At 57.0% G+C, this 13036-nt stretch carries 8 protein-coding genes; 1 reads left to right on the top strand and 7 read right to left on the bottom strand.

Annotation, left to right across the window (positions count from 1 at the left end; translation table 11 throughout):
• Positions 1-7: 7 nt before the first annotated feature.
• The 3 genes from GRB80_RS10780 to GRB80_RS10770 form a co-directional block, all read right to left on the bottom strand.
• Positions 8-1699, bottom strand: coding sequence for a CDP-glycerol glycerophosphotransferase family protein (locus GRB80_RS10780; RefSeq protein WP_161423580.1), 1692 nt, complete (start codon positions 1697-1699; stop codon positions 8-10).
• 113 nt (positions 1700-1812) lie between these two features.
• Positions 1813-2589 (bottom strand): hypothetical protein, encoded by a 777-nt coding sequence (locus tag GRB80_RS10775; protein WP_161423579.1) that lies wholly within the window; start codon positions 2587-2589, stop codon positions 1813-1815.
• Entirely contained in the window at positions 2586-4097 is a 1512-nt protein-coding gene (locus GRB80_RS10770; protein WP_161423578.1) for a CDP-glycerol glycerophosphotransferase family protein, read from the bottom strand. The genes GRB80_RS10775 and GRB80_RS10770 overlap by 4 nt, the downstream gene beginning before the upstream one ends.
• Before the next feature lie 630 nt (positions 4098-4727).
• Here GRB80_RS10770 and cysQ point away from each other — a divergent pair.
• Positions 4728-5513 (top strand): 3'(2'),5'-bisphosphate nucleotidase CysQ, encoded by a 786-nt coding sequence (gene cysQ, locus GRB80_RS10765; protein ID WP_161423577.1) that lies wholly within the window; start codon positions 4728-4730, stop codon positions 5511-5513.
• A gap of 72 nt (positions 5514-5585) precedes the next feature.
• Here cysQ and GRB80_RS10760 read toward each other — a convergent pair whose 3' ends face one another.
• The 4 genes from GRB80_RS10760 to GRB80_RS10745 all read right to left on the bottom strand — a co-directional run bounded on the left by GRB80_RS10760 (position 5586) and on the right by GRB80_RS10745 (position 13019).
• Positions 5586-6752: a nucleotide sugar dehydrogenase gene (locus GRB80_RS10760; RefSeq protein ID WP_161423576.1), complete on the bottom strand. Its 1167-nt coding sequence runs from the start codon at positions 6750-6752 to the stop codon at positions 5586-5588.
• Between the two features lie 520 nt (positions 6753-7272).
• Positions 7273-11271, bottom strand: a complete 3999-nt coding sequence (locus GRB80_RS10755) for an ATP-binding protein (RefSeq protein WP_161424320.1) — start codon at positions 11269-11271, stop codon at positions 7273-7275.
• A gap of 35 nt (positions 11272-11306) precedes the next feature.
• A complete protein-coding gene (locus GRB80_RS10750) occupies positions 11307-11957 on the bottom strand; it encodes a MiaE family protein (protein WP_132045484.1) in 651 nt (216 codons plus the stop codon).
• Positions 11958-12629: 672 nt separating this feature from the next.
• A complete protein-coding gene (locus GRB80_RS10745; protein WP_161423575.1) occupies positions 12630-13019 on the bottom strand; it encodes an REP-associated tyrosine transposase in 390 nt (129 codons plus the stop codon).
• Between the last annotated feature and the right edge of the window lie 17 nt (positions 13020-13036).

The raw sequence follows: 13036 nt of genomic DNA, 5'->3' as shown, positions 1-13036 counted from the left end.
AAAAAACCTATATGAGATTATCTTCTTTTAACCTTTCGATCAACTTATCAGAACTTCTTCCATCAAAATCGAAAACTATCTCTCTATATTTTCTCATATAAAATTTTCTATCCGAGCTACCATTAATAGAACTCTCCACGTGAGCTCGCATGCTTTCTTTATTATAAGCGACGGGTCCAAAAACATTTTCTTCATTGAGCATAAGCTTCCCTCCATACTGCTCCATGCAGAAATCCTTATCAGCCCACCAGAACAGCACGTCAGCACCGCGATTGAAGCTATCATAAGCTATTGACGAATAGTCAGTTATGAGTATTTTTGTATCTCTCAAAACCTCATCATAAGACAAGTCATCTCGTATAAATTTACTAAATATCGAGTTTTTGAACGACTCTATAAATAAAGGGTGTGGTAAAAAAACAACTCTATCCTTATACTCTTTAGGGATTGAGTCGAAAATCTCCTCCACCATTTTGAAATATCCCGACTCTTCCTGGGAGCTACGAATTAAGTTATACTCCCATGGCCGCCAAGTAGGCATTATTGTTATACATCTTGCGCTCTCGTTTAAAACAGCCCTATCAAACTTAGGAAGCCCCACAATATAAATATCAGACTCTTCATAACCCGCCTGCTCAATAAAGTGCTTTGCTTCCAGCTTAGAAGATACTACTATTTTTGTACTATCTGGATATAGACCCACGCCCTTTTTAAATCCCTCTCTAGCTTTCGAGGAAAGGGAAACCATATACATGACGCCGTGCTGAAGAAAAACATAAGTATAATCTTTTTTATTTAATTTATGGAGCGCCCAAGTGCTTGCCAATCTAAGATCAACAACCTGCGGAGGTGACTCCGTGGAAATAAAAACAACTGATGAGAAAAAAAGCAAGTAGTGTTTGAAAGACCCTTTTCTAACTATATTTGACTTATATTTATCTGGAACAAAGTATTTTTCCTCGCCCTCTTTAGTCAGTATGAAATATACATTATCATATCCTAAATCCAACAATCTCTCATAGACAACTGAGCCACTCTCCTCATACTTCCCACATTCTTTCTCAAAAACAAGAACACTTTTATTGAACTTTTCTAATCGCCTTACAAAAAATGAGGAGAGGTATGCCAAAAATATTTTATATCGATATACTCGACTATCCGTCTGATTTATCTTCCTGACGCTTAAGTAAAGATTCCCATTAATAGATTGCCTAAAATAAAAGGATGTCCCCTTCTCTTTCCAAATATTGACTTTGCTGAAAAAATGAAGCTTTGTAAGCTTTTGTAGTATAAAATTATAATTTATTCTTTTAACAAAATTAACCCCTGACGAGTGATTCGAGCAAAGTTGGACTGCATTGTGTATCTCAGCATCAAGAAAATCTTCGCACGGGATGCTGGCAAAGTAAAAAAACAACTCGTACCTACACAACCTAAAAGTCCATGATATTCTTAATATTTTCCTTACAGGATATTTTTTATTTTTTATTTTAAACGAATAGGTACTTTTTCCTGCTCCTCCTAAAAGCATATCTTTCTTAACAAAAAAACCAAAAACTCTAAAAACGTTATTGCGCAAGAAAAACTTCAAAACTGCATTTTTAACTCTAAACGCCTTGTTGAAAGGCATCTTCTTATTATGCCGCACACTTCTATAATAACCAAGCTTAGACTTATATACCAGATTATCAACTTTCAAAGCAACTTCCTTTCAAATAATTAACTATGCTAAAATTGGAAAGTCCGAGGTAACAAAATACTTCTCCAGTGCTGTGAAGCACCCTATTCCATGTCAGATCAAGACTTTAACTATCATAGCTTTTGCTCAAAACCGAGATGATGGACAATATATAAGTTCTCGACAGAAAAGCGCTGCATGGACTGGAACATCATCCTAGACAAAAGTATTACAAACAATGCTTCAAATATACCAATATACGAATATGACACCTGAGCCGCTAGCAGCATGAAAACAATAACAAAATTCATTGATGTAAAATATTCAATATACTGTCGACGATGTAACCGAAAAACACCTACCCGGCCTTGATCGCTCTTGTAAAAAACTTTGGCGACGAAAACTTTAAGATTCAAAAACAGCATTATGCAAACAACAACAAACATTGGAAAATCAATTACCAAGACAAGTAACAGAGACATTACCACTAAAATAATCTCAGAAAGCGCTTTAGACAAATGTGCATGAAGCTTAACTAGCTTTGCTTTTGACTTAACGTTAATAAGAGTTGTTTTGTAGCCACTTTCTTTCCACTTAGCAAGATCCCTATCTATAAAAAAACGATGAAAAACCCCGGCGATCATATAGCCACAATATGCTGTAGGCACCATTAAGATTAGTAAGGTCAAGGCAGTGTCATATGTAATCTCTATAGGTAGATATTCAAGATAGGATGGCGGCTGCTTAGAGGAAAGCATTATCAATATTTTCAAAGGAAGAAAGAAGCTAACCACCTGAAGAAGACGCGAAATGGCTAATAGAAAACAGGAGAGTTGATAAAACTGAGAATTTCCTGAGAACTCTCTGAGTGCTTTTCCAATATGACTGAAATGCTGAAAGAAAGCTCTCAACACTCTTCCCCTGTCGATTTTGATTGTTCACTGAGACTGTTTTCCAGCACCTTCGAAAAACGTGTCATCGCACCTTCAGGAAAGTCACCAAGAGACTCACTCCGAACATGTGCTCTCTCCTGACGCTGCTCGTCTTTTGTCGCGATCCCTTGTATCACATCAAGCACTTCCTGACCTAGATCCAGTAGCGTTGCCGCGCGTGCAGATGGGAACTCCTCCAGGAATTCGTTTTTTTCTTTCTTATCTACATTGCAAAGGATAATTGGCTTCTTTGTTATCAGGTATTCGTTCAGCACGCTGGATATGTCACATATCAGTAAATCACTTTCGTTCATCAACTTATGCAGTGAAGCGTTATCATCGTACACGGGCACATCGTGATGCTCGAAAAGAGACTTTATTCGCTCTAGTTCTTGCTTCTTTTTACCACTCACCTTCCCAGTATAGGGATGTGGCTTGAAAAGGAGCTTATACTGACCTGACTCAAGTATATCCTTGCACAGCTCATAACCGAGAGGACCGATAGAACTATAATCTACATTTTTTACATAACCTTCCCAGGTTGGAGCATAGAGAATGGTATTGACATCCGCCACACCCTCATCACTCACTGCTTCCAGAAGCAACTCCGCCTGCGGTCTCCCGACGTACTCTATTTGATCATCACGTAGGGGCAAGCCTGCATCCTGAAGCCGCCTCTTGGAAAGTGGCCCCGCCAGTAGTAGCTTGTCGTAAGCCATTAAAAATTTGCTCTGGTTTACTGCCTTATCACTTTCTCCATGATTTATAAAATAGTGATTTAACTTGAAGTACCTGAGAGCCTGAACATTCTTCATGGTGTTAGCGGGGTAGAGCACCGTCCTCATTGAGGAACACTCACCCAGCAATATTTCCAACTCTCGCTGACTCTTGGCGGTAAATACCGGTATCGGTGTATCGGGCATGTCATCAAAAATAATGGCTTCTCTGGCAATGATCATGACCTTGACGTTTTGCCTTTCCAGAACGGGAAGCCATTGATTGATCTGATAAGCCACCTCCCGCATACCTGTTACGTATACGGCAATTTCAGGCTGATAGCCCTCTAGATCAATGAGCGTATTTTTATATATCTTTTTTCTATTAATTATCCGTGCAGCCAATCTCACTAAAACCTTCGAAAAGACAATGATATGCAAGGCGAGATAGACCCATGCAACCACAGGTGACAGGAGGTAGAATACTGGCGCCAAAGCCAGTGAGAAGCGAGCATGTACACCCCACTTCAGAAGAACTCTCTCCGTTCTCCTTTTCTTTCTCTCTATCCTGACAATGGAAAAATCCAGCTTATCGTAAACTCCAAGTAATAACTGGAAGCCACACACCATAAAAAATAGCGCGACACACGCAACGGTAATTTCCTTCAACCCAAAGAGAGAGAGAAAAAATACGAGCGAGGTCAGGATGATTGGCCCAAGCCACTTCTCGCCAAAGATCTTAATAATTTTATGACTTAAGCCAGAGTTCAAGATACTTCACCATATTTTTGATATACAGAAGAATACTTCACTACTGTGCAATAGGCTCGACAACAGTTTTCGCTGGCATTGCAATGCCCGGCGCCGGGCCCTTATCATGAATTTTTTTCAGGCACGCTACCGCCCCGGGATTTAAACCGGGCGCTTCCCATGCCCTTCAGAAACATAGACATCGCCGGGCATCTGGCCAGGACGATCGTCATTGGTGGCGCAATATTCTACGCAACTTCGCCTTTCGGCTCCACGCCGAGAAGCGATAGCGTACGGTTTTAGAGGCCCCAAGACGGCAACCTGCCTCATTCCGGCAAGAGTGCCCTTGGCGGCGCCTTGCCCCCCCTCGTGCCAACCAAAGGCAAGGGTGGTTTTTACCGTTCGTTGCAGGGCCTTGATCTTATTCTGCCTTGGCTGTCATTGGGCTCAGCGATTGAAAATGCAGGCTAGTGCCATGCCGGGATTTCCTGCGGCCTCAAGCCTTGAGATGATGAGGAGGCGATCCATGCCCATCGTACAACTGCCGCTCCTCCGTATCGCCACCACAATGGTCCGCCTGCGGCGCAACCTAATGCGGCGCCGAGGCACCGGAGCGGTCATTCCTGCATCCCAGTAACCATCGAGACCTTTATGTCATTGCATCTTTCTGAATTGCTCGACGCCGCCGAGCGCCTCGCCCTCAAGGCCGGCGATGCCATCATGGCCATCTACTCCCGCGACTTCTCCATCGAGGAGAAGGCGGACAGGAGCCAGCTGACCGAGGCGGACAAGGCGGCCCACGTGGAGATCGTGGCGGGGCTGAACGCGCTGCCCGAGAGTATACCCGTACTCTCGGAGGAGGATACCGAGGGATTCGTCGGGGCCGATGCCAATGGTCGCTACTGGCTGGTCGATCCGCTGGATGGCACCAAGGAATTCATCAAACGCAACGGCGAGTTCACCGTCAATATCGCGCTGGTCGAGAATGGCCGGCCGGTGCTGGGCGTGGTGGTCGCCCCGGCTCTCGAGGTCTCCTACCTGGCTGCCCAGGGCGTGGGGGCCTTCAAGGTGGAATGGGGTGAAGGCAAGGATAACCAGCGCCAGACCATTCGCGTTGCCGGCAGGCCCGCCGAGGGTGCGATGTGGCGCGTGGTGGGCAGCCGTTCCCACCCGAGCCCCGATCTGGCCGAATGGCTGGAGACACTCGGCAGCCACGACATGGTGCCCATGGGCAGCTCGCTGAAGCTGTGCCTGATCGCCGAAGGCGTGGCGGATGTCTACCCGCGCCTCGGGCCTACCTGCCTGTGGGACACCGGCGCCGCCCAGGCGGTGGTCGAGCAGGCCGGCGGTCGGGTGGTGACCCTGGAGGGCGAGCCGCTCGGCTACGCCACACCCGGCGACACGCTGAACCCCCACTTTATCGTCTGGGGCCACTGATAGAGGTAGATAGGGCGGGTCAGTCCCAACCGGGGCTGTTCCGGCCAGTACTGTCCCGACCGCCATACCGACTCAATCGCTGCCGAAGAGGTCCCGGGTGTAGACCTTCTCGGCCACGTCGGCGAGCTCATCGGCCATGCGGTTGCTGAGGATCACCTCGGCCTCCGCCTTGAAGGCGTCGAGGTCGCGCAGAACACGAGAGCCGTAGAAGGCCTCCTCCTCCAGCACCGGTTCATAGACGATCACCTCGATGCCCTTGGCCTTGAGGCGCTTCATCACCCCCTGCATGGCGCTGGCGCGGAAGTTGTCGGAGCCGGATTTCATGATCAAGCGGTAGACGCCCACTACACTCGGTCGGCGCGCCAGCACCTGCTCGGCGATAAAGTCCTTGCGGGTGCGGTTGGCATCCACCACCGCCTGGATCATGTTGCTGGGCACGTTCTCATAGTTGGCCAGCAGCTGCTTGGTGTCCTTGGGCAGGCAGTAGCCACCGTAGCCGAAGCTCGGGTTGTTGTAGTGGCTGCCGATGCGCGGGTCGAGCCCCACCCCCTCGATGATCTGGCGAGTGTCCAGGCCATGGGTCTCGGCGTAGGTATCCAGCTCGTTGAAGTAGGCCACCCGCATGGCGAGGAAGGTATTGGCGAACAGCTTGATCGCCTCGGCCTCGGTGCTGTTGGTAAACAGCACCGGGATCTCCTCCTTCACCGCGCCCTCGGTCAGCAGCCCCGCAAATGCCTCGGCGCGGGCGGAGCGTTCGCCCACGATGATCCGCGAGGGGTGGAGGTTGTCGTAAAGCGCCCTGCCCTCACGCAGAAACTCCGGCGAGAAGAGCAGGTTTTCGGTGCCATAGCGGCGGCAGGCGTCGGCGGTGAAGCCCACCGGCACGGTGGACTTGATCACCATCACCGCGGCGGGGTTGATGTCGCGCACATCCTGGATCACCGCCTCGACGCTTGAGGTATCGAAGTGGTTGGTGCGCGGGTCGTAGTCGGTGGGCGTGGCGATCAGGACGAAGTCCGCCTCGCGGTAGGCGGCCTCCTTGTCGAGCGTGGCCGTGAAGGAGAGCGCTCGGTTGGCGAGAAACTCGCTGATCTCGGCATCCTCGATGGGCGAGATGCCGGCATTGAGGGACTCGACCTTCTCCGGAACAACATCCAGCGCGACCACGTCGTTGTGCTGGGCCAGCAGCATGGCATTGGAGAGGCCCACATAGCCGGTACCGGCGACGGCGATCTTCATGGCGATTCCTTTCAGTGTTCGTTACGTCATTGATTGATTCATCGCAGGGTGACGCCCAGCCGGGGAGGCCTGCGGCCTCCATTCGCCCGGCAGAGCCGGCCTCCCACAAGGAGCCCCGGCCACCCACAATAAGCTCCAGCTTCCCAATACTCACTACCGAACGGATTTACGCCAGTTTGCGATGAACCCATTGACTCCGGGAGCACCACCCAAGGAGGCCTTGCGCTACTCACTGGGGGGGGTCACCAACCTGTGGGAGGCCGGGTTCCCCGGGCGATGGCGCCGTCAGGCGCCCGTTAGTCTTGTCGCATTTTTCTGACCCAACCGGGGAGGCCTGCGGCCTCCATTCGCCCGGCAGAGCCGGCCTCCCACACTGAATCCCAGCCTCCCAAAATCAGCCCCGGCCTCCCACAATGAGCCCCGATTTCCCTCAATGAGAGCCGACCTGCCACAATGAAACCCAGCCTCCCGTCGCGATGCGAAACCGCTTCGGCGGACCAGCTCCTCCGACAACACAGGGCTACAGGGCGGTATCCACGGCGCGGGGCTGGGCGCGGTCGAGCAGGCTGTGCCAGCGGGTGAGGATGGGGGCGTCGCTGTAGCTGATCTCGGCGAGCAGGCGGCGGAACTCCTGCCGGGCATTGGCGTCGGCGGGGTCGACGAGGGTCAGCCAGGCCTCCAGGGCGATGATCTGCAGATGCAGGTTGCCATCCTCGCGGGCATCGTTCAGGGCCAGTTCGATCAGCGCCACGAGCTCTTCCCGCGAATGACCGAGGCGGTGGCGCACCCGAGCCAGCTGGATGGCGAGTTCGGGAACAAACAGCGTGGAGCGCTCGCGAGCGAGCACCAGGGCCTGGTCGAGATACTCCTCGGCGCGGGCATACTCGCCCAGCGCCATGCAGGCATCGACATACCATAGCGAGGGGCGGGCGTAGTGGTCGCGTCCGGTCAGCTCGGTGAGCTCCTCGAGGGTGGCATCGACCTTGGCAAGGCCCTCGCGATCACCGGCGATGGCCCGCTGCCAGCCAAGCACGCTTCTGGCCGCCACCTGCCACAGGTGCAGATCGGGGGTGCCGGTCAACCGATGGGCGCGCTCGGCGCGGTCGGTCGCCAGATGCACATGACCCAGCTGACGGTAGAGCGTGGCGGCATACAGCAGCGCCATGGCCAGGCTGCCGGGGTGGCCGATGCGTTCGGCAAGGCGAATCGCCGACTCGACCTGGGACTCGGCGCGGCGGTAGTCGCCGCGCAGGCAGAGTGCCCAGCCCTGGAAACAGGCCGCGGCCACCTGGGGGTGGTCGGAGAACGGCAGCCATTCGATCATCATCTCCGACTCGAGGGGATTGATCTCGTCGAGATGGTCATGGGCGAGCGGGATACGCCCGGCCCAGTATTCACAGCTGGCCTGGGCATATTCGGCGAGGCGGGCATAGCGCACATCGCCGATCTTGCGGGCGAGGTCGGCCAGGGCGGCGGCCAGGCGGAAGGCGTCGGCATGGGCGTGGCGCTGGCTGCAGCCCACCCAGAGCCCCCACTTGACCAGGAAGGCCTGCTCCAGGTCGACGCTCTCGCCCTCCTCGGCCAGCGCCTTGATCAGCTCACGGGCGCGCACGAAGCTCTCGTGGGCGGTGGGTGAACCATGCCCCTCCAGGGCGAAGGCCGCCTGGCCGCGCACCGTCAGCAGGCTGATCTCGCGTTCGGTCTGGCCCTCTACCTGACGCAGGCTGACCAGGCCGAGGTCGGCCATCTTCAGGGCGGTACGGTTGGCGCTGACCTTGAGCGCCTCGCGGGCCGCCAGCTCGTAGTAGCGGGCGCCGCGGGCGTAGTGGCCGCTGCGCCGCAGATGGGTAGCGAAGTCGCCCGGGTGGCGACTGATCCACATCGGGAAGCGCTCTTCGATCAGCGCGACCACCTGGCGGTGGATGGCGGTACGTATATCCCGCGGGCAGGAGAGATAGGCCGCCTCCTGCAGCAGCTGATGGGTAAACTGGAACTCGCGACCGGTGTCGTCGCCCTCGGCGGGCTCGATGATGTCCAGGTGACGCATCTGCTCGAGGGCACGCGTCAGGCGCTGGCCGTCGAACTCGCTGCATTCGGCCAGGAAGTCGTAGCGGAAGCGGCGCCCCAGCACCGCGGCGATATGCGCCACCTCTCGATCGCCATCGAGCTGGTCGATGCGACTGGCCAGCAGGCCGAGCAGGCCGTGGGGCAGCTCGTCGAGCTGCACGCTGCGCCCCTCGCGACGATCCATCTCGACACGCCGCACGATCTCCTGAAGATAGAGCGGCACGCCATCGCAGCGCTCGATGATCTGGCCGCGCAGGCGTGGGCTGATGTGCAGACGATAGCGCCGGGCCAGCTGGGAGAGCAGCCGCGAGGCGTGCATGGCGTCGAGCTTGCCGAGGCTGACCTGCTGGTCCCAGTGCAGCTTGGCGGGCAGCCCTTCGCGGCCATGGTGGCTGGCCACCAGCATGAAGGCGCAGTTGATGGGCAGACGCGCCTGCAGCCCCGCCAGCACCTTGAGGCTGAGCTCGTCGAGCCACTGCAGATCGTCGATCATCAGCACCAGGGTACGCTCGACGGCGATCTGGCCGATCAGACGCTGGGCCAGGTCCACCACCAGCTCCACCGCCTCGCCGCTCTGGGCGTGCTCGTTGCCGACACGCGACTCATGGACCCCCATGGCATCCTCGAGCAGCGTTCGGCGGGCCTCATCGGGTTCCGGCAACCCCAGGCGCTGGCACAGATTGGCCAGGCTCTCGGCATCCAGGTGTTCGTTATCCTGGCGCCTGATATCCTGACGCCTGGCATCCTGGCGCCTGGCATCCTGACGCCTGGCATCCTGGCGCTTGATATCCAGTTCGCGCCCCAGATGCCAGCGCAGCAGCTTGCGTGCCACCCCGTAGGGCTCCTGCACCGAGAGCCGCGTGGTGGGCTGCCAGCAGATGGCGGCATCGCGGCTCTGCTCGAGCTGGCGGAAGCCGACCATCAGTGCCGACTTGCCCATGCCCGAGGGGCCGCGAACCAGCACGCTCTGCCGCAGGCCGATGCCGGCACGGGCCAGGGCGTCGCGCAGCGTGCGCAGCTGGGTCTCGCGGCCGACCAGGCTCGGCGGCAAGGCTTCGCGTCCGCCTTCATTCGCACCAAGCACCAGAGCGCGCAGGCGCACCCGACCATCGCTGGCCACCAGGCGTGAGCTCAGCCGTGGCTGCAGGTCGAGCGCCGGCGGCATATGCTGGCTGGCCTCCTGGGAGATCACCAGCTCGTTGCCTTCGGCGGCGCTCATCAACTCAAGCGAGCCCTGGGTGACCTGTCCCAGCGGGTCGACCAGGCGGCGCTCGGGCAGATAGATCACTCGGCCGCTGTTGAGGCCGGCGGCGAGCTCGATAAGCGGCGGCTCGCCCTCCCCCGTCCAGTGGCGCGCCGACTCTTCCGGCAGCATGCGGCGGCAGTGTTCATAGAGCGCCACCAGCTCGGCCAGCTGATGCGTCGGGCCGTGGGTGCCGAAGCAGGCCAGCCCCAGCCCGCCGGTGGCGCCGGGCAACCAGAAGCCCCCCAGGTGGTGGCACTGCTCCTCCAGCCAGCGCATCAACTCGAACTGCAGCATCAGGCAGGTGCGGCTGGAGGAGCGGGTCGAGAGATCGGCCTTGAGACGCAGGCGGATGGCCATCACCGAGAGCTGACGCTGCTCGATCTCATCTTCCCGCAGCGGCGAGCTGTCCGGGGCGAGAGTGCGCGAGAAGCCGAGGCCGGCGGCGGCGCTGGCATCGGACTGAGCGTCGGACCAGTAGCGCGCCAGCTGCAGGAAGCCGGCCTCGGGCTGCTGGCCGGAGAGCGCCAGCAGCTGCAGATAGGCGTTGTACTGCTCATGGGCCGCGGCCAGCTGGCCCTGTTCGGCAAGCTGGCGAACCAGACGCTCGTGGAAGGGGCCGTAGCCCGAGAAGCGATTGACCAGCTCCTCGAGCAACGTATCGGGCACGCTATCGAAGCGCTCCAGCACCCCTTCGGCGAAGCGAATCACCCGCTGACGCCAGTCGTTGCGCACCTGCACCAGCCAGCGCTGAAACTCGGGGCAGTGGCTGATCTGCAACTCCCCCACCAGGTCACCCTGGTAGTGCGCGAGCAGGGATTCCAGGGTCGCCAGGTCGCGCTCGCCATCGAGCAGCTGGTGGATATCGTGCAGGTCGAGGCTCCAGTGCGAAGGCAGCTGGAAGGCGATGGTCTGACGCGAGACGACCAGCACCTCATCGGCGTGCTCTCCCAAAGACTGGCGCAGGCAGTGCAGCGCATGGCGCAGATTGGTGCGTCCCGACGAGAGCCCCTGGTCGGGCCAGAGCAGCTCTGCCAGGGTCGCGCGACTGACCGGCTGGTGATGCAGCAGCAGGTAGACCAGCAGCGCCTTGACCTTGTCGTAGCTGAACTGGGTCAGCGCGTCCTCGCCGAGAGAGAGCGAGAAGTGGCCGAAGAGTGTCAACCGCACCGCGGTAGGGGTATCGGCTGCGTCGGAAGCATCCCGCATCATGGTATTCCTGCGTCCTTGACGGCTAGCCGGGATCAGGCCGGCACACCGCTGTGAAAACGAAAGGCCGTATCCGGCTCTTGTATCAGCTCAGCTTCGCGCGCGGCGAAGAAGGCAATGCGTGACTCCACAGGAGCGTCACTGAGATGCCGTGCCAGCATCAGGTAGTCCTCGTAGTGGCGCCCCTCTGACTTAACCAGAGTGCGATAGAACTTGGCAAGTTCCTTATCCAGGTGAGGAATCAGCCGCGCGAAGCGCTCGCAGCTGCGCGCCTCGATCAGGGCGCCGATGATCAGGATATCGACCAACCGCTCGGGGTCATTGGCACGCACATGGCGACGCAGCCCCTCGGCATAGCGCGAGGCTGTGAGATGACGATAGACGATGCCCCGGGCCTCCATCAGCTTGACCACCTGCTCGAAGTGCAGCAGCTCCTCGCGGGCCAGCTGGCTCATCTTGGTCAGCAGCAGCGGCTGATCCACATAGCGGTAGAGCAGGCTCATGGCGGTAGAGGCCGCCTTCTTCTCGCACTGGGCGTGGTCGATCAGCAGTAGCTCGGGGTTCTCCAGCGCCCACGCCACCCAGGCATCGGGGGTACGGCAGCCAAGGAACGCCAGCAACTCATCGGACAGCAACGCCTCGGCATCGCTCTTGACGGCGCCGGGCTCGGACAGGGTCTCGGACATGATCGGTTCGCGTCTCACCGGGTGAAGATAACGTTAGAACGCCATGGTAGCGCGAAGCGCCCTCGGATAGGAGGGCGTTAGACCTTGGTGGCAGTTAGCAGGTGGCTTGAGGCGGGAGGCAAGTGGGCCATGGCAGGAAACTTGGAACTATGTGGTGGGAGGCAGGTGAGCCATGGCAAGAGGCTAGGGTCTATGTGATGGGAGGCCGGGTTTCCCGGGCGAAGGCGCCGTCAGGCGCCCCAGCGGTGTTGCGAAACACTCTGGCCCCTCTGGGGAGGCCTTCGGCCTCCATTCGCCCGGCACAGCCGGCCTCCCACCAGGCACCCGAGCCGGCCATTAGCAAGAGCAGCCCCAACCACCAGCCAAGTAGATCTTGGTGGCAGGAGACCTACGGCTTGTGATGGGAGGCCGGTGAGCCATGGCAGAAGGCATATGGCTTCTGGTGGGAGGCCGGGTTTCCCGGGCGAAGGCGCCGTCAGGCGCCCCAGCGGTGTTGCGAAACATTCTGGCATCTCCGGGGAGGCCTTCGGCCTCCATTCGCCCGGCACAGCCGGCCTCCCACCAGGCTACCGAGCCGGCCAGTTTTAATGAGAGGCCCATTCCCCGGCCAAGTCGGCCTCCCATCCTACCGCTCACGACAGCTTTCTACAGGAAGATAAAAACTAGCCGCACTCAAAGCCAGACTGCATCCCAATAGGGATAATTCAGAATATTGTCGACTAACCCCGCCCGCAGCGGATTACCCACGATGTAACGGGCAATCTTGCGTAGATCTTCCTCACGGCGGATCCCATGATCATGAAAGCCATCCTGCCAGAGCCTGGAGCCGACACGGCATGACACCAGGGCCTTGTAGATTCTCACCGCCTCCGAAAGGCTTCCCTCGACCTGCAGGAGCCAGTGAATATGGTCAGGCATCACGACGAAGGCCAGGGTGTCAGCGTGGCGACGCACCGATTCTGAATAGAAACTGCAGCTGGCGTGGGCGGCGTTCTGGAATTCGATAAACCTCGCCTGTCGGCCCATTGTTACCGCCGTTACCAGGTAACAATGGCCAACCATGGACTGGCGCCCACCTC

It is taken from the genome of Halomonas icarae (genome assembly GCF_009901955.1).
Taxonomy (GTDB): domain Bacteria; phylum Pseudomonadota; class Gammaproteobacteria; order Pseudomonadales; family Halomonadaceae; genus Halomonas; species Halomonas icarae.
The sequence above is the reverse complement of the archived record's forward strand: the minus strand, read 5'-3'. Positions and strand labels throughout refer to the sequence as shown.